At 69.4% G+C, this 21963-nt stretch carries 25 protein-coding genes, 1 tRNA gene and 1 pseudogene; 15 read left to right on the plus strand and 12 right to left on the minus strand.

Annotated features, from left to right (window positions below):
• Positions 1 to 26: 26 nt before the first annotated feature.
• Positions 27 to 521 carry a hypothetical protein gene (locus IE198_RS01990; protein WP_189881935.1) on the minus strand — a complete coding sequence of 165 codons (495 nt, stop codon included), beginning with the start codon at positions 519 to 521 and terminating at the stop codon, positions 27 to 29.
• A 331-nt stretch (positions 522 to 852) separates the two neighbouring features.
• On the opposite strand from IE198_RS01990, the gene IE198_RS01995 reads away from it, so the two are divergent.
• The 3 genes from IE198_RS01995 to IE198_RS02005 all read left to right on the plus strand — a co-directional run bounded on the left by IE198_RS01995 (position 853) and on the right by IE198_RS02005 (position 3943).
• Positions 853 to 2124, plus strand: a complete 1272-nt coding sequence (locus tag IE198_RS01995) for a hypothetical protein (protein WP_229833685.1) — start codon at positions 853 to 855, stop codon at positions 2122 to 2124.
• 121 nt (positions 2125 to 2245) lie between these two features.
• Positions 2246 to 2908, plus strand: coding sequence for a DUF4145 domain-containing protein (locus IE198_RS02000; RefSeq protein ID WP_189881939.1), 663 nt, complete (start codon positions 2246 to 2248; stop codon positions 2906 to 2908).
• Positions 2909 to 3088: 180 nt separating this feature from the next.
• Positions 3089 to 3943 (plus strand): tetratricopeptide repeat protein, encoded by an 855-nt coding sequence (locus IE198_RS02005; protein WP_229833686.1) that lies wholly within the window; start codon positions 3089 to 3091, stop codon positions 3941 to 3943.
• Between the two features lie 209 nt (positions 3944 to 4152).
• Here the strand turns inward: IE198_RS02005 and IE198_RS02010 are convergent, their stop codons facing one another.
• Genes IE198_RS02010 through IE198_RS02025 form a run of 4 tightly spaced genes read right to left on the minus strand, consistent with a single transcriptional unit; the run spans position 4153 to position 8286 of the window.
• The gene (locus IE198_RS02010) at positions 4153 to 4548 is read right to left on the minus strand and encodes a hypothetical protein (RefSeq protein WP_229833687.1); all 396 of its coding nucleotides are present in this window, start codon (positions 4546 to 4548) and stop codon (positions 4153 to 4155) included.
• 26 nt (positions 4549 to 4574) lie between these two features.
• A complete protein-coding gene (locus IE198_RS02015) occupies positions 4575 to 4838 on the minus strand; it encodes a hypothetical protein (RefSeq protein WP_189881941.1) in 264 nt (87 codons plus the stop codon).
• On the minus strand, positions 4835 to 7513 hold the full coding sequence (locus tag IE198_RS02020) for an SUMF1/EgtB/PvdO family nonheme iron enzyme (RefSeq protein ID WP_189881943.1): 2679 nt from the start codon (positions 7511 to 7513) through the stop codon (positions 4835 to 4837). Before IE198_RS02020 ends, IE198_RS02015 begins: the two co-directional genes overlap by 4 nt.
• The gene (locus IE198_RS02025; protein ID WP_189881945.1) at positions 7510 to 8286 is read right to left on the minus strand and encodes a class I SAM-dependent methyltransferase; all 777 of its coding nucleotides are present in this window, start codon (positions 8284 to 8286) and stop codon (positions 7510 to 7512) included. Before IE198_RS02025 ends, IE198_RS02020 begins: the two co-directional genes overlap by 4 nt.
• 434 nt (positions 8287 to 8720) lie before the next feature.
• Between IE198_RS02025 and IE198_RS02030 the strand changes: the two are divergent.
• Positions 8721 to 10021 (plus strand): annotated as a pseudogene (locus IE198_RS02030) (hypothetical protein); the annotation flags it as partial.
• A 257-nt stretch (positions 10022 to 10278) separates the two neighbouring features.
• On the opposite strand, the gene IE198_RS36020 reads toward IE198_RS02030, so the two are convergent.
• Positions 10279 to 10410, minus strand: a complete 132-nt coding sequence (locus IE198_RS36020; protein WP_268246455.1) for a hypothetical protein — start codon at positions 10408 to 10410, stop codon at positions 10279 to 10281.
• 10 nt (positions 10411 to 10420) lie between these two features.
• Between IE198_RS36020 and IE198_RS02035 the strand changes: the two genes are divergently transcribed.
• The 5 genes from IE198_RS02035 (at position 10421) to IE198_RS02055 (ending at position 13945) form a co-directional block, all read left to right on the plus strand.
• Positions 10421 to 10990 (plus strand): hypothetical protein, encoded by a 570-nt coding sequence (locus IE198_RS02035; RefSeq protein WP_229833688.1) that lies wholly within the window; start codon positions 10421 to 10423, stop codon positions 10988 to 10990.
• A 64-nt stretch (positions 10991 to 11054) separates the two neighbouring features.
• Positions 11055 to 11354, plus strand: a complete 300-nt coding sequence (locus IE198_RS02040) for a hypothetical protein (RefSeq protein WP_189881948.1) — start codon at positions 11055 to 11057, stop codon at positions 11352 to 11354.
• Positions 11351 to 11749, plus strand: a complete 399-nt coding sequence (locus tag IE198_RS02045; protein ID WP_189881950.1) for a hypothetical protein — start codon at positions 11351 to 11353, stop codon at positions 11747 to 11749. The genes IE198_RS02040 and IE198_RS02045 overlap by 4 nt, the downstream gene beginning before the upstream one ends.
• Positions 11750 to 12891: 1142 nt before the next feature.
• Entirely contained in the window at positions 12892 to 13515 is a 624-nt protein-coding gene (locus tag IE198_RS34885; protein ID WP_229833689.1) for a hypothetical protein, read from the plus strand.
• Entirely contained in the window at positions 13436 to 13945 is a 510-nt protein-coding gene (locus IE198_RS02055; RefSeq protein WP_229833690.1) for a hypothetical protein, read from the plus strand. Before IE198_RS34885 ends, IE198_RS02055 begins: the two co-directional genes overlap by 80 nt.
• 137 nt (positions 13946 to 14082) lie before the next feature.
• Here IE198_RS02055 and IE198_RS02060 read toward each other — a convergent pair whose 3' ends face one another.
• Positions 14083 to 14412, minus strand: coding sequence for a deoxyxylulose-5-phosphate synthase (locus IE198_RS02060; protein ID WP_189881952.1), 330 nt, complete (start codon positions 14410 to 14412; stop codon positions 14083 to 14085).
• 65 nt (positions 14413 to 14477) lie between these two features.
• On the opposite strand from IE198_RS02060, the gene IE198_RS36895 reads away from it, so the two are divergent.
• The gene (locus IE198_RS36895; protein ID WP_444545421.1) at positions 14478 to 14783 is read left to right on the plus strand and encodes a DUF397 domain-containing protein; all 306 of its coding nucleotides are present in this window, start codon (positions 14478 to 14480) and stop codon (positions 14781 to 14783) included.
• Between the two features lie 179 nt (positions 14784 to 14962).
• Positions 14963 to 16048 carry a hypothetical protein gene (locus tag IE198_RS02070; protein WP_189881954.1) on the plus strand — a complete coding sequence of 362 codons (1086 nt, stop codon included), beginning with the start codon at positions 14963 to 14965 and terminating at the stop codon, positions 16046 to 16048.
• A 421-nt stretch (positions 16049 to 16469) separates the two neighbouring features.
• Here IE198_RS02070 and IE198_RS02075 read toward each other — a convergent pair whose 3' ends face one another.
• On the minus strand, positions 16470 to 17027 hold the full coding sequence (locus IE198_RS02075; RefSeq protein WP_189881957.1) for a M23 family metallopeptidase: 558 nt from the start codon (positions 17025 to 17027) through the stop codon (positions 16470 to 16472).
• 349 nt (positions 17028 to 17376) lie between these two features.
• Here IE198_RS02075 and IE198_RS02080 point away from each other — a divergent pair, with 349 nt between their 5' ends.
• From IE198_RS02080 to IE198_RS02090, 3 genes are all read left to right on the plus strand, one after another.
• The gene (locus IE198_RS02080) at positions 17377 to 17901 is read left to right on the plus strand and encodes a nucleotide triphosphate diphosphatase NUDT15 (protein ID WP_189881959.1); all 525 of its coding nucleotides are present in this window, start codon (positions 17377 to 17379) and stop codon (positions 17899 to 17901) included.
• 108 nt (positions 17902 to 18009) lie between these two features.
• Complete coding sequence (locus IE198_RS02085; RefSeq protein ID WP_229833692.1) at positions 18010 to 18339, plus strand: hypothetical protein; 330 nt, start codon at positions 18010 to 18012, stop codon at positions 18337 to 18339.
• Complete coding sequence (locus IE198_RS02090; protein ID WP_189881961.1) at positions 18336 to 18557, plus strand: hypothetical protein; 222 nt, start codon at positions 18336 to 18338, stop codon at positions 18555 to 18557. Before IE198_RS02085 ends, IE198_RS02090 begins: the two co-directional genes overlap by 4 nt.
• A 78-nt stretch (positions 18558 to 18635) precedes the next feature.
• Here the strand turns inward: IE198_RS02090 and IE198_RS02095 are convergent, their stop codons facing one another.
• The 3 genes from IE198_RS02095 to IE198_RS02105 form a co-directional block, all read right to left on the minus strand.
• Entirely contained in the window at positions 18636 to 19340 is a 705-nt protein-coding gene (locus IE198_RS02095; protein ID WP_189881963.1) for an SMI1/KNR4 family protein, read from the minus strand.
• Entirely contained in the window at positions 19337 to 19786 is a 450-nt protein-coding gene (locus IE198_RS02100) for a DUF6336 family protein (protein ID WP_229833693.1), read from the minus strand. The genes IE198_RS02095 and IE198_RS02100 overlap by 4 nt, the downstream gene beginning before the upstream one ends.
• A gap of 150 nt (positions 19787 to 19936) precedes the next feature.
• Positions 19937 to 20524 carry an isochorismatase family protein gene (locus tag IE198_RS02105; RefSeq protein ID WP_189881965.1) on the minus strand — a complete coding sequence of 196 codons (588 nt, stop codon included), beginning with the start codon at positions 20522 to 20524 and terminating at the stop codon, positions 19937 to 19939.
• Positions 20525 to 20799: 275 nt separating this feature from the next.
• Here IE198_RS02105 and IE198_RS02110 point away from each other — a divergent pair, with 275 nt between their 5' ends.
• Complete coding sequence (locus IE198_RS02110; protein WP_229833694.1) at positions 20800 to 21615, plus strand: N-formylglutamate amidohydrolase; 816 nt, start codon at positions 20800 to 20802, stop codon at positions 21613 to 21615.
• A 137-nt stretch (positions 21616 to 21752) separates the two neighbouring features.
• Here the strand turns inward: IE198_RS02110 and IE198_RS02115 are convergent.
• Positions 21753 to 21872: transfer RNA gene (locus IE198_RS02115), tRNA-OTHER, on the minus strand.
• Positions 21873 to 21963: the final 91 nt, after the last annotated feature.

Consider the following 21963-nt stretch of genomic DNA (forward strand, 5'->3'; position numbering starts at 1 on the left):
CTCCTGCCTCGTAGCCGGCGAGGGTCTCAGGTCAGTAGCCGGATACCGGGAGACTGGGCGTCGGTGGCGACCGGGGCAGCGCAGTGCGCACATACCTGGCTCACTGGGCGGACCAGGTTGCTCTGGGTACTGAAGGACCCCGCTTCCCGCGACTGCCTGCACCAGTACCCGAGATACAGACGGACCCACGGGGTGCATGTCAGCGCAGTTGCCGGCCGGTCCCGCTCGGTGTCGTGGAACGGTGCCCACCAGTAGTCGACGACGGACCGGAGTATCAGCCGGCCCTGCCCTCTGGTGACATCGAAGCCGGCGATGCGGGCAGCGGCGGGGTGCTCCGCTCTCTCGTCTCCTGTACACACCGCCCGTTCCTCGCCGTACTCGAAGTGAGTGGTGCGGCCGGTGCGCCCGCATACGAAGCAGTCCAGGCTCAGTTCGAGTTTGTCTTCCCAGTAGAGGTTGTGGAACTGCTCGCTCGGGAGCGGCAATGTCAGTTCGGCGGTGATCTCAACTGTTCGCAGCACCGGCCGATCCTTCCAGACGGAGTGCCCGGCCGGGATCGGCCCGCGGATCAGGTCGCCGACGGTGGGGTCGCAAGCGCGTTGGGCGCAGGGACCGGCCCGATGGTCGCCCACACGGTCTCACGAGCAGGCGGCTTTGGACCGACGCACTCCAGCGGTCCGCGAGCACGGACATCTTGAGCAAGCCGCCTGAGCTGCATCGGTGTTCTCGCCCTCCGTCTCGGAAGGGAACGGCAAGGGCTGCCGGTCGGCGGTGATCACAGTGCCGAGGAAGATCCGTATCCTGAGGCCTGCCCGGCACATGACCATCCGTTCCGCATGGAGGCGTCCCCCGTTGACCACGGACCTCAGTTCCGTCACCGGTGTCCGGCAGACACTGGCCGTCGTCCTGCCGGTGCGGCTGACCGCCCCGCCCACTTGGCCGACCGGGCCCATACCCTTCGACCTCGGCAGCCGTCGCACCGATGCCACCACACGTCAGACCTACTTCACTCCGGCCGCGGCCCGCGCTCTCTACGGCACCCCGGAACGGCCTTGCCGCTGGCACCGGTTCATGGAAGTACAGCACGAGTCGCTGCATCTCCAAGGGATCGAGTTACTGGGTACCGCCACCGCACGACATCCCCACCACGCCGTCGCCGTACTGCACTTCGACGTCGAGGGACCGGCCCTGCTGAAGACGCTGCGCGCCATCGGCCACCGCAGTCCCGCAGTCCCCGACCCCCTCGACGGCCCCCTGTCCCCCGCGGTGCTTCTCGACGGTGTCGCTGAACCACGCGGAGCCAGCGCCCCGTTCGCCATCGCCCGCCCGTACACGGTCGCCTTCCTGACGCCCGACGCCCACCACACGCCCGTGCTGCGGCAGGACGGCCGTCTGCCGGAGACGGCCGACCGCTGGCTCTGGTACCTCGCCTCCCGGTCCACGGACACCGACTTCCCCACACCCCTCGAGCAGTGGCCGGAGCGGACCGGGCACGCGCTGCGCATCTCCGCCGACTGGAGCGCCCTGGTGCTGCGCCACGGTGCCGCATTCCTCGGCCATCGCGCCGACCCGGGCGACGGCGACTTCTACGCCTTCGCTCAGCTGCACTGTCGCACCGTCTACCTGGACGCCCTCTTGCTCGGCACCGTCCAGCGCGACCACATCGACGAACTCACCGACGGGCTCTCCGGTGTCTTCGACGGCCCCAAGCTCGCCCGCCGGGTGTCCGCCCTCGAGAGGCACATCGCGGCTTTCCGCAGCACCTACTGGCGCCAGCACCTCACCGCTCATGGCCCGGCCAACGAGCTGCTGCTGAGCTTCCAGGCCCAGTACCGTCTCCCGGAGCGCTTCAGCGAGATCCTCGCGGAGGCGGCCGACTACGCGCGCCTCGTGCAGACGCAGGAGAGCCAGCAGATCGCCGGCGCCCTCGGCGTCCTGACCATCCTGGGACTGCCGGTGGGCACCGCGCTGAGCATCCTCCAGGTGCTCGGCGCCAAGGGAGCCACCGCCGTCGTCGTCGCACTCGTCGCCGCTCTGGCAGCCACGGCCCTGGTCCTCACCACACGCTACGGACGTCTCGTCCTGTCCTCACTGCGCGGCAGGGACCCCCGTGACCACAGATGAATCGTCCACGCCACCGGCAGGGGGCGGCCATGACAGCGACCGGATACCACCTGTACCCGCCCTTGATCATGCTGCTAGCTTTCTGCCCGCGAACCTGAGAGAAGAGGGTGCGGGACACGGGGTGACGGGCAACGAGGGGGAGCCGCTCCGGCTGTACAGAAAGGCTCTGAGGTACGCGGAATCGGACCCCGAGGTCTTCCTCGGCACTGCGCGGAGAGCAGCGGAGTCGATCCTGTTGGACATCGCCATGCGGGAGGCCGTCGGCTCCAAGCCGACGCTCGAGTCCCTGCTGACCGTACTCTCTGCGAAGGGCCTCGTACCTCCCAAGGTCGTTCTCGCCGTGCGTACGATCCAGAACTACGGCAACTACGGCAGCCACGCGCAGGATTCCTCTGCCGAGGAGATCTCGGCAGAAGACGTCAGACCGTGCCTCAACGCCCTGACCCAGCTGGCCGTCTGGTACGGGCAGACGAGCAGATCACTCGCCGAAGAGGCTGTCCGGCACGAACTCTCCGATCACCGGCGCAGTACGGGCACGACACGCCTCGCCGACTCGACCCTCGTCGTGGTGAAGGCGGTGCTGCTGGGCTGCGGCCTGGAGAGGACGCTGGCACAGCGCAACCACCGTGTGGTGCCGGTGCAGCTCCCCTGGAGCGCCGGCCCTCGCGAGCGGACTCGGAAACGGAGGGAGAAGCAGGTGAAGGCCGGGAAGGCATCTGTACGTTCACATCACTCAGCGTGTGTGGCGGATCACGGCGCCGACCAGTACGTCGGCCGGTACTGAGGCGGCCGGTACGGGTACCGCCAGGGCCGGTACCAGGGTGTCCCGTCGAATACGGCCCGTCCGTAACCTGGTTGCTGATCGGCCACGGCCACAGCCCCGGCCACTCGCCGACGCACCCACCGCCTGCTTTCACCCCTCGAGTCTGTCCTGGCCAGGCATCGTCACGTAACCTCACGGCCTGTGAAGATCGCACGGATGATACGGGGCCGCTCGCGGGAAGCGGCCGCCCTGGAGTGCCTCCATCAGCTGTGGAAGGAAGGCAAGTACGAGGAGGTCGAGGCCCGGGCCAGAGCGCTCGAGGCGGAAGCGGAATCGGGGCGTCGGCGCAGGCGAGGTAGGGGTATCGCTGTGGCGCGGCACGCCAAGGTGCTGGCCACGGCGGCCGCCTGTGCCCACGGGCGCGGGGCACAGGTGCTGACCGAGCTGGAATCTCTGACTGCAGAGCTGCACGAGATGGCTGGGCCCGGGCGGGTGCTGCTGTTGATGATCCGGAGCAATCACATGCTGGTCCTCAACAGTGAAGGGCGCTGCGGAGAGGCGGAGGCCGAGGGGCTTGACATACTGCGTGAGCTGACTCGCCTCAAGCATCTGGCACCGGTGTGGCACGTCGAGTTGTGCGTGTTGGACAACCTGGTCGACGCTCTGTGCGGGCAAGCCCGCTACGAGGAGGCCGAGGCCATCGCCCGGGGGAATCTACCCAGAGCCGAACGGGGCACGATCGCTGCTCTGCACTGCGGCCTGGTGCGCAGCCTGAATGGGCAGGGGCGGTACGACGAAGCGCTCACCGAGGCGCGCCGGTTTGCCCCACGTTGGGATCGGGGCCTGAGCGGGAGCCTGGGTTTGGGCACGGCCGTTGCCCTGCATGGTCTGGGGCGCCGGAGCGCTGCGGAGACGGCAGTCCGGGAGGCCCTGACCGACTGCGAGCGGTTTCTGCATCCGGACCACCCCCGTATCCGGGAAGCCCGCACGCTGCTGGCCCGCATCACAGCCGACGAACCACCGGCGCCAACAGCTGAAGAGGCCGCACTCGACTGATCATTCCAGGCGAGACCGGCTTCAGCCGGTCTCGGGACCGAAGAGTCCCGGTGGCGGTCAGGGCCGGGTTCGTCACCCTCGGGTGCGTACGACGATGGTGGTACGTGATTCTCTCGTGCTGATCCTCACGGCCGTGGTGTGGAGGGTGTTCGCACCGGGGCCGTGACGCCGGTGCAACCACACATTCCGGCTCACGCTCCGCCGCGCGGCTACGGCTTGCTGCCACCCCGCGGCGACTGCAGGACGACTCGCCCGTACGGGGTCGTCAACACGCCTGCCGTCGCGGCGACGGACAGCCCCAGCGCCAGCAGCAGGTGCGTCACGGAGTTGTCGCCGAGGACGCGGGCCGTGGCTGTACGCAGCAGTTCCGTCCCGATGAGATGCAGCCCGTCGTGTTTGACGTCCAACGGGCTGTGCCACCGCCTCGGCCGGCCCGGCGCTCCGTACAGGACCCGGGCGGAGGCAGGGGCGAAGTACGTCGAGCGTGTCGCGGCGTCGGTGCGCCGGCTGCCCAGCTCGAACGGGAACGGCCCCTCCGCCCACTCGGGTGTTCTCCGGAGCCGTACGGGCAGGACGACGGTCAGCTCCTGCCGCGCACCCGTCACATGGCCCAGTGCCGGCGTGACGGCGGTTACCCGTAGTACTCCGAGGGGTCGGGCTGGTCGAGGCGGATCACGAACTCGGCCCGGCCGAAACCGTCGGCGGACACATGGAAGCGAACGCGCTCGCCGGTGCGGATGGTACGGAAGCCCTCGGTCACGATCTGGCGGTAGTCGAAGGTGTAGTAGCGCTGGTCCTCGTCGTCCTGGACGGTGTAGGCGCCGACGGTGCCGTTGAGGCCTCCGCCGCTCGCCCGCCGCTCGACGATCGTTCCGTAGCGCGGCCCGCCGTTCATACCTCGGCCCTTCCTGTGCCCGGTGTCTCCGTGAGGTCTTCCACGCAACGGAAGCCGACTGCGTTGCTTGCCCCGCGCTTGCGGTACACGCCCTTGCTGCTGGTCTGCACGGCCCGCATCGGGTTGTCGTAGCTGCCGCCGCAGATCACCGCTTCGCCCACGTCGCTGAGGCTTGTGGAAGTCCATTCCCAGCAGTTGCCGGCCATGTCGGCCACGCCGAACGGCGAGCGGTTGCCTGGCCGCCGGTCGACGGGGGTTACCCACGCCCGCCGCACGGCGTCCTCGGCGAAGTCGCGGTACCAGGCTTGGTACGTGACGAGCGGCCGTCCCACCCAGACGTCGGCGCAGTTGACGTCCGCCCCGGAAGGGTCGTCGCCCCAGGGGAACAGCCGGCCGTCCGTACCGCGTGCGGCGGCCTCCCACTCCAGGGCGGTCGGCAGACGTTTGCCTTCGAAGGCGGCGAAGGCGTAGGCGCTCCACCAGTTGACACACACTGCCGGGTAGGAGTCGTAGCGTGGGTCCTCGTAGTAGTCGGGTTTGCGGAGTCGATCGGTCCAGGGGCGGTGGGTGAGGCCGGCGGGCTGCTCGGGATGGTCCCAGGGTGACGTGCCGTCGATGTCGAGGGCTTCCAGGAAGCGGCGGTAGCGGGCCACGGTCACGGCGTGCCGGTCGAAGCGCACGGGCCGTTCGACGCGGCGCAGCAGCAGCCGCTCGGCCGGGCCGACGAGGTAGGTCCCGGCGGGCAGGACGCAGTCGCCGCTCCCGGGCGCTGCCGCAGCGGCGGGAAGGGAGGCCAGGAAGGCCCGCACCTGCTCGGTGACGAAGGCACCGCCCGGCAGCGCTGCCGCAGCGTCCCGGTGCGCGGGGTCGGCGAGGTACCGGGCGGCGAGCAGTTCCTGGTACGCGCTGTGGACGAAGGCGACATGGTCCGCTCCGGCCGGGCGCAGCAGCGGGGCGAGTACACAGGCGTCGAAGTCGAGGCGGCCGTCGGTGAAGGCCGTCGCGCCGAGCCCCCGGTGCAGGTCGAGCAAGGAGAAGACGGTCCGCTCGGCGAGGAACGCCTGCCCGAACGCTGCGGGCAGTCTCTGCTCGATCTCTCCGGCATCCTGGCCGGCGAGGGTGCGCGTGATGTGCGCGGCGAGTATGTCGGCGAGCGGACGCCCGCTGGGCAGTTCGAGAGCTGCGGTGAGGCGCTTCTCCAGCGGGGTGGCGTCCGGCTCAAAAAGACGCACCAGATGGAAGTGCGGGACACGCGCCGGGTCGACGCCGTTGGCGTACATCTGCTCCACCAGTTGCTCGGAGCGGCCCGCGCCGCTGTCGAGAAGCTGTCGCACCTGGGGCGAGTCGGCGAGGAACGACACCCGTGAGCTCATGACGACCGCGGACTCCGCGGACAGGACGGCCGCGAGGTCGGCGAAGAGGCGAAGGAAACCGGCGGGGCTCGGCTCGTCCACGCCCTCGTCGACGGCGTCCAGCACACAGAGCGCTGTGCCGGAACGGATCAGATACAGGAAGAGGTCGTAGGCACGGGCCCGGTCGGCGACCGCCATGGAGGGCGCGAGGAGGCGGGCGGCGTACTCGGGGAAGGGTTCGTCCTTCGGTTTGAGACCGAGGTCGAAGTAGAACCGGAAGCGGCGGGCCCGTGGGTCGGTGGCCAGGGCGCGGAGCAGGGTGCTCTTGCCGCTGCCGGGGCGCCCCGTGACGAGGACGTTCGCACTGCCACGCGCGAGGCTGGTCAGCAACGCGCCCGCGTCCCCCGACTCGGTCGTGGCCGACTCGCCCGTGCGCGGATCGATGGACAGTACCGCCGCGGGCACGGCCGTGCGGGCGGCCGGTGACGTGTCGGGCGCGGTCCTGTCCGTGAGGGCATGCAGATGCGCGTCGAGGTTGACGAGGGTGTCGACGAAGCCGTCGTAGCGGACGATCCGGAAGTCGTGCCCCAGCATCTCCCGAAGGGCAGCGGAATCTCCGCCGGGCTCGTCCTCCACGATGACGAAGCGGGTGAGCTTCGGCAGGCGTGTGCGCAGCAGTTCACCGCCGCTGGAGGACAGCACGGCGCCGAGGTCGTCCGCGTCGCGGGAGAGCATCAGCTCCACGTACTCGAGCCGCATTCCGGACTCGCGGCAGAACAGCTGGTAAACGGTGTCGGGGCTGAGCACGAAGCGCTTGGCCTGGCGGTAGCCGAGGGTGACATACAGCCCGGCGAGGAACTCGCAGCGGCGGGCTACCTCGGGCGCCATGTCGGGTTCGCCGCCGAGAAGGGCGGCGCTGCCGGTGTCCGTGAACCAGACGAGTACGTCCACGAGTCGGCGGACGGCCAGCAGGCCGTCCTCGTCGCTGATGTCGTATCCGTCGTGCGTGGACCGGTTACGGAGCCGCCGGATGTCGTCGAGGGCGTCCATCACCGTGCTGCTGCGGATGTGCGGACGGCAGCGTTTGACGAGGTCGTTCAGCGCCTTGGTGGACGGATCGCCCTCGATGCCATGGTGCCGCCACAGCTCCTTGAGGAGCTTTTCGGTGAGCTTGCCGATGAGGGCGACGGCGTTCTCGGGATAGCCGTCGTTGAGCGAACGCAGCGGGCGTTCGAGGTCGAGTCCGAGCCGGTCGGCGATACGGGAGTGGTCGTCCAGTTCGCTGCGTAAGCGCCGCAGACGTTCGTCCACCACAGTGCTCATGCCTTTCCACCCCGGCGCTCTGCGAGCACGAAGGCGAACCGGTCCGGGAAGACCAGAACGGGCTCGGGGTGAGCGGCACGCATCTCCTCGATGCCCTTCTCGATCTCACTGTCGGTATAGGTGGAGAGCAGGGACATGTAGCGGGCGCGGACCATGCCGAGGTACTTGTCCTTATCGATACGCAGTTCGTGCTCACCATGGCCGAGTCCGGCATCGAGTCCGGCGGCCCGCAGGTGGCCGACGATGTCGTTCGGGTCGGGCTGCAGTTCCTCGAACCGGGTGAGCGCGGCCTCGAACAGCGGGTACTGGATCGTGGCCGGCAGCATGACGACCAGCAGCCTGCCGCCCGGGGCGAGCCGGTCTGCCAGCCCGCGCAGGGTTCGCGCCGGGTCGGGCAGATGGTGGACCGACTCCTTGAGCCACATCGCGTCCAACTGCTCGTACGGGAGGTCGACGCGGTCCTCCGCGATGTCCTCGGCGGAGGCGACGAGCGGCGTCAGGCCGGGCGGGGGTGGTGAGCCGAGTTGTTCGAGCATCGCGGCGGAGGGGTCGACGCAGAGGATGGGGTGCTCAGGTCGCAGGGCGGCGGCCACCTCACGGGCGAACAGCCCCGTACCGGAGCCGATGTCGGCGATCCGGTCGGTGGACGTGAGTCGGAGGGTCTCCGCGATACGGGCCGACATCCAGGGGATGTGATCGGGCCCGTAGACCCAGTGCTCGTCGTACTCGGCGGCAAGCTCCTCGTAGTGCCCCCGCACATCGCGCTGCTCCACGATCCCCCTCGTGTGTCACCAGTTCTGTTGTACCTACCACGAGCCAGGCTATCGCGCGGTGGCGGAACGACAACAGCGCGTAACTTGGGGGGTTGCTTTGAGCTTGGGCAGCGGGACGCGCTGGGACGGGCCCGGCAAGAGATCCAGTGCAGAAGCGAAATCAATGCACGGCACGACATCGACGATCAGCGCCCACGAGGCCCAGAGCGGTTGCAAGTTCCGGGATCACGTAGATTGCTGTGTTCAGGGGGAGTTGGTGCGGCAGCGGTACAGGCACGAGACCAGTGATCACCAGGGTGTCTACGTCAGCTGATCACATTGACGTCCCGCGCCTACCGCTCAATCCTCCCCGGATCCCCGATGCCCTACACGAGGTTCATGCCGTTCTTGCCGGACGTCAGCCGTAGGCTGTTGTCGGAAAACAAGGGGAGACGATGACTGACGACCGCAAGGCAATCGTTCCGGTGTGGACGCTGGCGACCGGTGACGTCCGGGTGCCCGCATTGGCCGGAGACGGGCCGATTACGGCTGAGCGCTTGGCTGAACTGCGCGGTGTGCTTGCCGGCCTGGCCGACAAGCCGATTGCCACACTTGAGGTACATCCGCTGCCCGGCAAGCTCGACCGCAGCCGAGGTATTCCGCTCGATGCCGCGAGTCCCTTGGCGCAGCACCTGTCGCAGCTCATCACGCAGTCAGCGCGTTCCTCTGCGGCAGCTACGGCGACAGCTGCCGGCGAAGGCCTGTATCGCATGGTGGTTCCGGCGAAGGTTGCCGCCCAATTCGGTCAGGGCATCGTTCGCCCGATGGCGTCGAAGGCGGCGGCCGGTGGCATCCACGGTGCACTCGTGAACTCAACGGGCATCGCCGCCAATGCGACGTTCGTGCCAGTCGGTGCAGCGGCAGCAGCAGGCGCAGTCGGTGGAGCCGGTGCAACAGCGGCATCGCGGTCGCCGGCAGTGCGGCGCTCACCGTGGCCGCGCCTCTCGTGCTCATGGCCGTAGCCGTGGGGGGTGAGCGCGAATGCCGACCAGAAGCGCCAGCAGGCTATCGAGCACATCACAGAACTACTGGAGCAGCTGCACGAACAGAAGCTAGATGACGAGCGCAACGAACTCGACGGCTGCCGCGATGCCATTGATAAAGCCACCGCCATTCTGCTCGACCAGGGCAAGCTCGGTGTCTCGCTAGGACTGGACTCGGCAGTGCATGCCATCGGCAAGGCGCTGGCCGCCGCCGAACGCCGCCTTGCCCAGTGGCAGAGCGCACTCGACAAGCTGCCCGACGGCAAGGCTGTCGAGATCGGCACGTTGAGCAAGTCGTTCCCCGGCGTCGACGACCATGGCGGCACGTTCCGCACCCACCTCGAACTCGCTGCCTTGACCATCGCGCTGAAGCGGCGGGTCATCGTCCTGCAGGCCGTCGAGCATGCCCAGAGCGACCCTGGCAACTTGTTCGAGAACTTCGCCCGCGCGCTCAAGGCCGACCAGCAGCGCCTCGACAAACTGGAGTCGACATCGCCGGTGTCCTGGAACGCCTGTCGGCGCTGGAGCTGGCACGCCCGCAGGGTTTGCGGCCCGTCTTCACGACCGGTGAAGTCGATCGCCTGATGCGCGCGGCAAACCGGATTCACAGGCTGGGCGACGGCGTCATGGTCAACAGCGGCACGACAGACGTGGCGATTGAGATTGCCCGCAACAAGGACGGCTCGGTGGTTGTGTTCTCCCTGCGCAGCGCGCGTAGGCGTAGGCGCGCTCGCACTCACTGGCGAGTGGTGCAGGGTTGCCCGAAACCTCGAACGCGGTTATGGCTCCGCGACTTCGTGAGTGATGTTTCCCCAAGGATTTCCTTGACGACTTCCCTGGATATGAGCGTCATCCTGACACTTGACGCTGCGGGTGCGCCGGGTTGGGGTGCGGCCGTCAGGTGACGGCCGGGAGTGTGGTGAGCCGCTGCCGGCAACCACAAATTGGGCGCCACCGGTCAGGGGTGGTCTCAACGGGACGGGGTCACCTCGACCTTGAACCGGGCGCGTCCAAGAGCGTCGGCGAACTCCAGGGCTCCCGGCTGGATGTCGGGCACCATCAGAGAACGCCGACCGGTTGTCGCCTGCCGGTCGATCGCCATGGCGGAAGCCGTGCTGAACCAAGGCGACTACCGGTACTACTCCTTCGACGCCGCACGGTCGGAGACGGAAGAGGTCTTCGCCATGCGGAAAGGCAGCGGAGACGAGTTCGACATCCTGTTCTCGCCCGCCGGCGTGTACGTCCGCGGCTTCGACCGCGAGTCGCCGATGAGCCCGTACGCCGACGACACGGTCTGGCCGGGCGTGCTGGATGCCGTCCCCCACGTGTTCCGCGAATGCGTCGATGAGCCGGCCTTCATGGACGACGACATGCCCAGGGTGACCTTCTGCCTGTGGCGCCAGGCGAGCGACGACCGCTGGCACGCGGGCCGGATCGACTTCGCTGACGACAGGGACGACCCCGACGGCTCCGGGTGGATGTTCGACCTTCCCGTCGACCCGAGGCCGGAGGCCTTCCAGTCGTTCGCCGAGGACTACTACGAGTGGCCCGTCGACCTGGACGCCGTGCGCCACATATACGAGCAGCGGCCACTGACGCAAGGCGTGGTGGCTCGGCTGAACCCGGACGCCTCCTTCGCGGACGTCGTGAAGGAGGCAAAGGACATGGGCTACCCGGTCTGACGGCGTCAGCGGGTCGCTCCGCCCGAGCTGGCCAGGCGTCCGCCGCCTCGGTATGGTCGATGGTATGGCAACCAAGAAGTACACCGTGACGCTTCCCGAGGAGCTGGCCGAGGCCATCCGCGCCGAGGTCGGGCCCGGCGGCTTCAGCCGCTATGTCACGCACGCCATAGAGCGTCAGCGCGAAAGAGAGCGCCTCGGGGAAGCCGTCGACTGGTGGGAGTCCGAATACGGCGAGGTCACCGACGCGGAGATGGCAGAGGCCGCTGCCGAGCGCCGGGAGATCGAGCGAGCGCACGCGCAGCTGGCCGGGGAACGGCAGGCTGCCGCTGATGGGGCCGCTGACGGGACCGGGCAGGCGGCGTGACGAACGAGGCGATCTACCTCCTCGACAGCGAGGGCCTGTCCCAGTGGGTACGCGGTGAGCGACGGATGGGCCTCCGGCTCAAGGAGGCCCATCGGCTCGGCATCCGGGTCATGACCACGTCCATGACCCTCGTCGAGGCGTACGACATGAAGACGTACCGCCCGTCCTGGCACTGGGCACTGTCACGCATGAACGTCGAGCCCGTGACCGAGGACGTCGCCAACGAGGCGATCGTCCTGCTCCGGGAGGCGGGGCTGCACGGCCACAAGTACGCCATCGATGCGGCTCTCGCGGCCGTCGCCCTGCGTCAGCCCGGCCCCGTCACCGTCTTCACCTCCGACGAGGACGACATACGCAAGCTCTGTGGCAACCGCGTCGTGGTCGTCAAACTGTGACGGCGTCTGCGCCGCCCCGTCACACCGCCGCGATCTCCCGCTCCGCGCCCACCAGCTCGCGTAACTTCTCCCGCTCTCCGGATGTTCCCCTGACCTCGACCGTTCATCCCCTCAAGTCGACGGTGACCGAGGGAAGTTGGCCTACCAACCAAGACCTCGTGATCTCTCTGCGATTGGCCCCCGGCGCCGTCCTCGGCACGACAGACTGTGATGGGACGATGAGGGGGCCGCACCGGTGACGGGTCGGACATGCGACGGATGGGTCCACAGCCCCGGAGACGTGGCGCGGTCAGTGCCATGGGGGCGGGAAGTTTCAACAACGTGGAGCGCGTTTACAGGCGGGATGTCCACGGTGTCTCGACCGGCGCCTCCTGGGTGGGCCTGAGCGCGCAGGCGGCGAACGACAGGTTCTCGGTGACCCTCAAGGAGCTCCAGGGTGCACAGCGTGAGGCGAAGGCCGTCGCCTCCCTCCTGCGCGAGGCGTACACGCAACTCGTGGACCTCCGGAGCAGGATCAAGGCCGTGCGCGCCGACGCCGTGAAGGACGGCATGCGGGTCTCCGATCAGGGCATCGTGGCCTTCGACACGGAGCGGCTCACCCAGGGCGAGCGCGCTGCCTACGTGCAAGATCCGAGCTACCAGGCAACGGGACACGCCAAGGCAGCTGAGTGGGCTCAACGGCTTGACCAGGCGGTCAAGGCGGTCAGCGACGCCGATGACGGTCTCCGGCTTGCGCTGAGTGCTGCCGTTCTCGACACCGACTTCCTGGACGGCACGATCGGAGGCTTCAACAGGAACCCCACAGCCAGCCCCTACCCGTCCCTGGAGGCGGCCGGCAAAGCGGCCAACATGCCCAAGGACAGGAAGGCCGTCGCCGAGTGGTGGGCCGACCTCGACCCGGTCACCCGGGCCGTGCTGCTCAGAGAGCGCGGAGATGAGTTGAGGGCAGCAGGGATCACGGACCCCTTGTACGAATGGAGGTCTGCCGACGTGGGTTCGGGCCCTTCAACGTGGAAGAGCCCACGCCCCGGGACCTGGGCTTCCACGCAGTGGCACTCTGCATCGCCACGTCCGGCGACGTCGTCGGACAAACCGCAGCCTCCCGCAACATGCTGCATTACCTGGGCGGCACCGGTGACACCTTGGATCTCGACGTCGACCGGATGCTGCACGACGACGGCGCGCTGCGGTCCAACGTCGAGAACATGCACATCACCCCCAACAAGGACAAGTGGCGCGAAGAAGCTCTCGCCGAATTCAACAAGGCCGGAGGCGACAAACCGGTTGTCATTCCCGTCGAGAGCGGGTCGTTCGGCGGAACGTTCACGCCGGACACCGACTGGTACAACGCAGTGGGCTCCCATCAGCAGAACGTTTCCGGCTTGGTCACGGTCAAGCCGGGCGAGGCCGGCAAACCAGAGGTGTCACTCGAATACCAGGTCAACGTGTGGGACCGCTACAACTGGAACAAGGGAAAGTCCGCTACGTTCCCTGGAGGAATCGTCATCGAGGACGCCGACATGGGACGTCTTCACACCGTCGGCATCGCCCAGGAGTTCGACATGCGCGGCAGCAGCTCGACCTTCACCCACGACTTGAACGGCAGTGCGGGTCCCGCGGTGGAGCCGAGTGACCCGGGCCGCGAGGGCGGTCGCGGAGACGTCTCCCGGGCGACGAGGAGAACCGGTGAATACGCGAGACAAGTGCGGGGGTGTGCTCGCCGTCCTCTTCTCCGCGCTGCTGATCGTGTCCTGCGACACCGGTAACCCGGACCGCGTCTCTGGCAACGGCCCCTACCCGTATTGGAAGAAGGGTGCCGGCGCGGCCGAGGCAGCCGGATTCATGAAGATCCAGGTTCCTGAGGGTGCTACGGAGGTGAAGGGCGCCGTGCAGGTCAACCCCCAGGAGGACAGCTACATCCTCACCTTCAGCACCGACAGAACCACCGCTGCGCAGATCGCGAAGGACCTACGGCCCGAAGAGCCACTGACTCCGTGGAAGAGCAGTTTCTCGCCGAAGCGTGAGCTCTTCGGACATCTCGGCCTCACAGAGCCGCAGACGCTGAAGGGCCCCCTTCGGGCAAGCGTCTGCCCGCCATGCGTGGAGGACGACCGACGGCGCAAGGTTGCATGGATCGAGATCTACATCGAGAACCTGAGCTCCGACCGAGCGCGGGTCTATCTGCACGCATTCTGACATCGCCTCCGGCCACCCCGGAACGACGACAGCACCAGCCGGCCGTTGCGGGTCGTGAGCGCTCCGCGGTGACAAGAACGGACAGGCCGAGCGCCAGCAACAGATGCGAAGGAGACTTGTCACCGAGCCCGCCCCGGTCACGGCACGTCGCGGCGTACGAGCGCGTGCGCGAAAGGTTCGCCGGTCCGCTTCGCGTACGCCATGCGCTCGCGCACCTCCCGCACGGTGCGCGGCCGGTATCCCGGCCCGCCGCAGCAGCTCTTGTGGAACCGGACACCGGCGTGGAGCAGGAGTGAGAGCGTCCGCCAGGCCGCCCTGTCCCGGCGCGGGGGCGCGGCGAAAGCCGACCCCACATGCAACAGGGGCTCGGCGCAGCGGGGGCAGATACGCTGCCGCTCCCGGCCGTAGGGCTGTTTGTAGGAGGCCCGGCAGGGCAGGCAGACATAGGAAGTCTTCGCGTGGGCCATGGCGACAAGCTTAGGCAACCCCGCCGGGTTCGACGTGTGCCCTCCATCGGGCCGAGTTCCTCCTCCTGACGGAACACGCCCATACAAACGCAGCCCCATCGCACTCGGACGCGCCGGGTTCACCCGCAGCGGGGCCCGAGGCCACGACGGCGCCCGACAAGGGGGATACGAATTGCACCCGATCACCGCATGGCACAAGAGCTCCCACAGCCTCAACGAGGAACTTCTGCGTGGAGGCCGCAAGGTTTCCGGATGACCGCACCGGTGTCCGCGACTCCAAAGTCCCTGACGGTCCCGTTCTTCTGATACCGACCGCTCAGTGGACCGCCTTCATCGAGCACCTCAAGCGGCTTCATCCGTCCTCGCCGTGAAGGGAACTTACGCGCCGGCACCGGCTCGCGTCGGCCCCCGCCTGCCTCCGCCTTCCGCCGGAGGCGGTCTACCGAAGGCCACTTGGCTGCGCCACACTTGAGCGCCGCCCGATGCCGACCGCGTGCCGTGACCGGGCGGCGCGCAGCGAACGCCCGCGTGGTATGAGGGGGATGCCGTGATGGCCGACGCACCGTCCGACGAGGAGATCCTTGCGGCAGTGGCCGAGCATCTGGGGCGGCCTGGGCCTGCGGAGCGACTGCGGCTGGCAGGTACCGCCCGCATCAGCGGTCAACCCGTGCTCGAGTGCACGATCACCCGCTCCGTCGAGTCCCGAGCAGAGCGCGAGCGGAGCGAGCCGGCCCCCTTCGACCTCTCCCGCAAGCCGGTCTACGAGGACCTCGACGCCTATGACGCGGCTGGGCCGAAGAACCCCCGCAAGCACCAGACGCTGGAACTCGTGCAGACCGGTACGGTGCGCGAAGTCTCGTGTGTGAAGTGCACCGGCGGCCGGCAGCAGTGCCTGAAGTGCGGCGGCCGGGGCCTGACGCGCTGCGAACCGGACGTGCCGTGCCCGAACTGCCGTAACGTCACGTCCTGTACCAAGTGCCGGGGGAAGGGCGGCTCGCGCAGGACACCGGTCAAGCCCGTCCCGCCGAGAAAGGTCAAACGGCCGGGCGAGCGCGTGGACTGCGTCGTCTGTGAGACTCCCGGCACCGCCTGCCCGGGATGCGAGGGCAGGGGACACACCCTGTGCCGGAAGTGCGACGGCAGGGGCGAATACACCTGCGACCGCTGCGGGGGCAAGGGCCACAGCACCTGCGGTGCCTGCGCCGGCCGAGGGCTGCTGGTCAAGTGGCGAGGCGGCACCATCACCCACACTCCGCACGCGGAAAGGGTGCCCGGCCCCGAGCCCTCCCCGCCTCTGCTCCTGCGCCGGCGGTTGCACGGAGGCGCCTGGCGGACACACGTGCTCTCGCTGGACCAGTCCCCGCCCGAGGAGCTGCCGGCCTCGCACCGGTCGGTGATCGAGGCGCGCCTGGGGCGACGCGAGGGCGAGGTGGCCAGGCACGTCTCCATCAAGTGGCTGCCGCTCGCGCGAGTGGAGATCGAGGAGGAAGTGAACCGGGTCTTCTACGTCTTCCCCGAGGGCTCCGGTCTCTCGGTCGTGCCGGTGCCGTCGCGTCACCGGGTGAAGCGGGCGGCGGTCGTGGCCGCCGCGTGCCTGGCCGCGCTGGTCCTGGTCCTGATCGTCGCCGCGCGCTGAGCGCAGGTCCGCGACCGGGCGGTCCATGTCGCTGCCCCGTACCGAGGCGCTACCCCACGCGTCCAACCCGCTTGGCGCCGGTTCCGGCCTGGGCGGCCGAGGGCCGGCACTGCTGCCGGCGAGCGCCTCGAAGAGGCCGTCAGCCTCTGCCGAACATCCGCTCACCCTAACGGCGGTGTTGAAGGGAGCCGGTACGGCTCCTCGGGCCACCTGGAGCGCCGACCGCTGCCGACGGGTGACGGCTCGCCACGCACAGGGCCGTGCCCGAAGGCGGCAGGTCCGGTGTTCAGGTGCGGCCGCAGCCCTGCGCCTGGTGTGGCGCCCACCAGGGCACGGCCGGGCCTGACGTGCCCTGGTGGGCGCGGCAGGTCCGGCGTGAGGGGCCGGCGTCCGGAGGGGTGGGCGCGGCCGGAAGAGGTGGTCAGGCGCGGGTGTTCACGCTGACGGGCCATGTGCCGGTGTACGGCACCCAGCCCTGCAGCGTGGCCGGTATGCCCACCCGGGTGTTGCAGTTGATGACCTGGAAGTGCAGATGCGGCGCCGTGGATGCTCCGGTGCTCCCCGACCAGCCGATGATCCGGCCCTGCGGCACCCAGTCACCGGTGTTGTAGATCGCGCGGTTCAGGTGGGCGTAGTGGGTGCACTGGCCGTTCGAGTGGCGGATGATGACCTCGATGCCGTTCTGCCAGTACGGCGACCAGTTCGACACGAGCACGGTGCCCCCCTGCGCCGCGGAGACCTCGTAGCTCGCGGGGAGGCCGAAGTCCCAGGCGTACTCGTTGTACGGGCCGGTGTGGGAGTACGCGCCCTCGGGCCCCTGGGTCACCTGGTACGCCTCGCCGGACGGATAGGGCAGTTCGTAGTAGTAGTCGACGGCCGCGGCGGGGGGCGCTGCCGCCAGCCCGATGCCCGAGATCGTGAGCACCGCGCTCGCCACCGCGGCGGCCTTGCGCAGAACGGTTCTCTTTCTCTTCACCATGCCGGCTCCATTCTGAAACGGACGGGGATCGTCCGGTCCGTTCGCTCAAACCCCTTGTTTTGCAAGGCAGTTGCTGAACCATGCCCAGCGCGGGACCGAAACAAGCGCCTCAGATGACAACATGCGCCTCACACGTCCGCTCAGGTACTTTGCGCCGCTCCTGCCCGCCGCTTCTCACACGCCGCTCGTCATCGGCCGGGTCGCCACGCGGCCCGAGGGGCTCGCCGCCGCCCCGCCGCCACCAGCGGGCCCTGTACCGTCGGCGCACGATCGTCACCGACGACCACGGCGGGCCCTGTGCCTTCGGCGCTGCGGACCGACCGGAGACGTCCATCACCAGGGAGCCCATGTGACCGACGCCCACCACCCTGCCGAACGCCTGGAGCGGGCGTTTCCCACACCCAGCAGCCTCACCGGGGTGGGCGTCGTGGTCCTCGGTGAGGGCGGGACGTGCGTGCTCCTCGGGCTCGGCCACGACGGGCGGTGGGAGCTGCCGGGCGGGAAGGTGGATGCCGGGGAGAGCTTCGAGCAGACCGCCGCCCGGGAGTTGGCCGAGGAGACGGGACTGCTCGCCGAACCGGCAGACGTTCGTGTCCGGGCGGTGCTCGTGGACGGGGAGCGCGGAATCACGCGGGTGACGGGCGCGGCCGTCGTCTCGCGGGTGGCCGGTGTGGCGCGGGTGCGGGAGCCGGACAAGATCGTGCGCTGGGAGTGGTTCCCCGTGGACGCCGTGCCCGCCCCGCTGTTCGCGCCGTCCGCCGCCGTACTGCACAGCTGGCGGCCCTCGTCCGTACCGGCCGTGGACGGCGGGTTCCACTGCTACGTCCTCGGCGCCGCGAACCGGAACGGCGTTGTGGACGAGCAGCTTCCATGACCAGGGGCCACGTGCCTGCCGGCTGGGGTGACGGGGCCGCCCGGAGGGTCCTGGAGCAAACCGTGCAAAGCCGTCGGCACGTCCCGCTCGCTGATCTACCGTGACCGCATGACCTCGAAGCCCCTGCCTCACCTCACCCCGACGGGCACGTGCTGGTGCGGCTGCGCCACCAAGGTCGGCACCGGCTCCTTCTTCGCCCCCGGCCACGACAAGGTGGCCGAGGCCGCTCTGCTCGCGGCCGAATACGGTTCGTCCGTCGCACAGTTGCTGCACGGACACGGCTACGGTCCCGGGCACTCGGTCAGTGCCCGTGCCGTCTCGGAAGGCGTGTGGCAGAAGTGCCCGTCGTGTGCCTACGTCGGCGCCCCGGCGAGCATCGCCAACCACAACAAGAGGGCCCATGCCGCCGCCGGACGGACCGAGGAGCAGCCCCGATGAGCGAGCACGCGCCCAGCCAACGCGCCGACCTGGAGAAGGCGGTACGCACGTACGGCGGATGCTGGGACACCGGGCGTGGCCTGCGTGCACTGCGCGACGCGGGTCATGAACCCCAGGAGAAGCACACTCGCAGGATCCTCCGCGACCTCGCGAGCGAGGGTCTGCTGGTCAAGGTGGAGGACCGGCCCGTCCGCTACCAGGTGGCACAGTCGGACTGAGGCGCACGAGCACGCTCACCTCCGGCCTGCGTGCGCCTCGGGCGCCACGGCGGCTGCTCGCCCTCGTCCACCCGGGAGTCACCGCCCGCCGGCGGCTGTCCCCTCCTGTTCCCAGGCGAGGCGCTCGGCGACGCAGAGCCAGTGCAGATACCACTCCGCGAAGGACAAGTGGCCGGCCACGCCGACCCGTTGTATGGGCACCACGCCCTCCCCCACGGCCCGGACGTCTTCCCATACGGTCCCGCGCAGGGGGCCCGTGACCACGAGGAGCGAGTAGTAACCGCATCCACGGTCGCTGATGCACAGAGTGCCTTCGGTCAGGGCGTCGTGCAGCTCGTCCCAGCGGGCGTCCCAGGCGGCGTAGGCGGCGACGAAGGCGTCGTCGTCCGGGTGGTCGGCCCGCCGGGGCTCCGCGCACAGATGCCGGTCGAGCTCGGCGGTGAGTTCCGGGCGGAAGGGCAGCGTGCAGTGCCCTGTTGCGGGCGGAGTGTCCGGACCCGGCGGTCGCCTCGGAAACAGACCGTAGTCGGGTCCCGCGCCGCCCGCGCCCACCTCCATGAGGAACGTCCGGTACTCGTCGGGCAGTTCGGCTCCCAGGCGCCGCTCCACCGCGCGAAGCTCCTCCTCGGTGAGTACGGGCAGCAGCTCGAACCCATGGCCATGACGGTCCTCCCGGGCGCCGGACACGTCCGGCCACCGCGGCGCCTGCCGCAGTGCGAGCACCCGTTCCCGCACCCCGTCCCACATCCCGAAGCGCACCGCCCCGCAGTCCTGTGGGCTCAACTGCCATACAGCCAGGTGTCGTACGGGGCGTTGTCGACGAGGTGGTGGAGGCCCAGCGCGCCGGGGAAGAGTACGAGGGCGAGTACACCCGTGCGCACCAGCGCGGGTGCCATGATCGTGACCCCTTCCGTCTGCCCGGTGACGGTGCGCCAGTCGCGCCAGCGCCTGATGTCCCCGGAGCAGACCGCCCAGAAGAAGGCCCCGATGACGATGCCCACCCCCGCGGACACCGCGGAGAGCCCCGCCGCCACGGACAGGAACGTCTCGCGGTCATGGTGATCGGTGGCGAAGAGCATCGCCACGGCCAGCAGAGCGACCGCGGCGATCCCCTGCACAGCCCCGCGCACAAGGACGTCCCTGAGGCGCAGCCTCGGCAGGCGGACACCCTCCTCGTCCGCGGCATGGCGAGGAACCGGCTCCGATCCGGTCCGCTGGGTCGCTGTCATGGGCGGCACGCTATCGCAGGGCGTCGCGGCCGCCTCAGCCGGACGTCGGCGGAACCGCGCGGCGGCGCGGCGGCGCGGCGGCGCGGCGGCGCGGCGGCGCGAGCGGGCCGTTGGGTCGGGCCCGTTCGACCGGGCCGTTCGACCGGGCCGTCAGCAGGGCCCCGAAGGAGGCAGCGCCGCGAAGTGGACGTCCGCGGCACGCGCGGTGATCTCCACATCGCTGCCGAGGCCCCATTCGGCGACCCGCGAGACGACGGCGGCAGGAACGGCGTCGCTGATGCCGGGCGCCGCCGGTATGTTATGCGTCGCATGCGCGTCGTGCGGCAGGACGACCCGGTATCCGCGGGCGAGGGCCGTGCGCGCGGTCGCCTGGACGCACATCTCCGACATCAGGCCGCAGACGGCGAGCGCCTCGACCCCCGCGTCGGTCAACAGGCTTCCCAGCGGAGTTCGTACGAAGCCGTCGTCGTCGGACTTGCGGATCACGACCTCGGTGGGACCGGACTCGACGGGGTGGTGGAGCTCCCAGCCGGGCGTGTGCGGCTCGTCCTCGGCACCGGCCGGTCCGTCGTTCTGCAGGTGGACGACGAGCGCACCACTCCTGCGCGCCCTTGCGATCAGATCCGTCGTGCGGTCCACAAGCCGTACCGCGTCGGGCACCGCTCCGTCGCCGGTGACGAAGGCCGACTGGATGTCGACGACTATCAGTGCTTCCACGGGAAGCAGATCGTTGTTCATGCCGCCATCCTGGCCATCGGCGCGGCGCGCCTCCACAGCTTTTGGCGCCGTCACGCGCACCGCGCTCGGTCTGCCGACTGTAGGCTCCGCCGGTCGTCCGACCGGGCTCCCCGGCAGGTCGCAGCACTCCCGACTGGTCGTCGTAGCCCGGCGTTAGAGTCGCTGCCGGGTCGTCCCCGCCTCGCGGCGAGGGCCGTACCCGCCGGTGGGAAGGCGTGCTCGCCTCTCCGGGTTCGATGCAGACAACTCCCGACAACTCCAGTGAGGAACAAGGCGTGAACGAAACCCCGGCATCCTTCCGGCTCTTCCCCGGCGCCCCGGACTCCCCCGTGATCCTGCACGTCCCGCACTCGTCCCGTGCCGTTCCCGCCGACGTCCGCGGCGACATCGTGCTCGACGACCGCGCGCTCGAGCTGGAGCTGGACCACATCACCGACTCGCACACCGCCGGGATCGCGGCCGAGGGCGCAGCAGCCGCCGGGGTGACGCCCTGGCGGTTCGTCAACCAGCTGTCACGTCTGGTGATCGACCCCGAACGCTTTCCCGACGAGCGCGAGGAGATGCTGGCGGTCGGCATGGGCGCCGTCTACACCCGGACGACGCACTGTGAGGAACTGCGCCCGGCGGATACGGATCCGCAGCCCCTGATCGACCGGTACTTCCACCCGTACGCAGCTGCCATGACGGAGGCGGTGGACGGACGGCTCGACGCCGTGGGGCGGGCCGTCGTCATCGACGTGCACTCGTACCCGACCGAGCCTCTCCCGTACGAGCTGCACGGTAAGGGCCCGCGCCCGCCGATCTGCCTGGGTACGGACTCCTTCCACACCCCGCCGGAGCTGCTCGCTGCCGCCCGGAAGGCGTTCGCCGGTTTCGGGGGCACAGGGCTGGACAGCCCGTTCGCCGGGGCGTACGTGCCGCTGAAGCACTACGGCGAGGACCGGCGGGTCGGCGCGCTGATGATCGAGATCCGCCGTGATGTCTACATGTCCGAGCCCGGAGGCCCGGCAGGCGCGGGCGCGGGCACACTGGCGAAGGCGCTGGCCGAACTGGTCGACGCGGTAGGTGCCGGGACACCCGCCGGAACCTGACGAGAGCGGTAATGTGTTCCGGTCCTGCGCCTCCGCGGGCGGCGGACGGGCGACACGCCGCGGCCGATCGCCGCAGGTCCTACGAAGCGGGCGCATCCCCATCTCGTCCACGGCGCACGTGTCCTCGTGGTCGGCTGCGGAGCCGGCGGGATTCGAACCCGCGGACGGGGAAGGGCAGGTCCGCCCAGGCCCCCATCAATCGGCGCGAGGGGGACCTCCCCCACGCCGAGCGCAATGGGCCGCTCTGCCACGGCCCCGCAGCCTGCGGGACCGCGCGGTCCCGGTCCGTCGAGCGTAGCGACGGGGGCCACCGGGGTCGAGGCATTTCGCCTGCCGCCGGGCCCGGAC

The sequence above is a fragment of the Streptomyces xantholiticus genome, assembly GCF_014651015.1.
GTDB classification, from domain to species: Bacteria; Actinomycetota; Actinomycetes; order Streptomycetales; family Streptomycetaceae; genus Streptomyces; species Streptomyces xantholiticus.

What these genes read in the sequence shown, in the direction of transcription:
- IE198_RS02100 (WP_229833693.1), bottom strand. Translation starts at nt 19,786, where the DNA reads ATGACAGCGACCCAGCGGACCGGATCGGAGCCGGTTCCTCGCCATGCC.
- IE198_RS02090 (WP_189881961.1), top strand. Translation starts at nt 18,336, where the DNA reads ATGAGCGAGCACGCGCCCAGCCAACGCGCCGACCTGGAGAAGGCGGTA.
- IE198_RS02105 (WP_189881965.1), bottom strand. Translation starts at nt 20,524, where the DNA reads ATGAACAACGATCTGCTTCCCGTGGAAGCACTGATAGTCGTCGACATC.
- IE198_RS02085 (WP_229833692.1), top strand. Translation starts at nt 18,010, where the DNA reads ATGACCTCGAAGCCCCTGCCTCACCTCACCCCGACGGGCACGTGCTGG.
- IE198_RS02040 (WP_189881948.1), top strand. Translation starts at nt 11,055, where the DNA reads ATGGCAACCAAGAAGTACACCGTGACGCTTCCCGAGGAGCTGGCCGAG.
- IE198_RS02015 (WP_189881941.1), bottom strand. Translation starts at nt 4,838, where the DNA reads ATGAACGGCGGGCCGCGCTACGGAACGATCGTCGAGCGGCGGGCGAGC.
- IE198_RS36020 (WP_268246455.1), bottom strand. Translation starts at nt 10,410, where the DNA reads ATGGCGATCGACCGGCAGGCGACAACCGGTCGGCGTTCTCTGATGGTG.
- IE198_RS02070 (WP_189881954.1), top strand. Translation starts at nt 14,963, where the DNA reads ATGGCCGACGCACCGTCCGACGAGGAGATCCTTGCGGCAGTGGCCGAG.
- IE198_RS02075 (WP_189881957.1), bottom strand. Translation starts at nt 17,027, where the DNA reads ATGGTGAAGAGAAAGAGAACCGTTCTGCGCAAGGCCGCCGCGGTGGCG.
- IE198_RS02060 (WP_189881952.1), bottom strand. Translation starts at nt 14,412, where the DNA reads ATGGCCCACGCGAAGACTTCCTATGTCTGCCTGCCCTGCCGGGCCTCC.
- IE198_RS02020 (WP_189881943.1), bottom strand. Translation starts at nt 7,513, where the DNA reads ATGAGCACTGTGGTGGACGAACGTCTGCGGCGCTTACGCAGCGAACTG.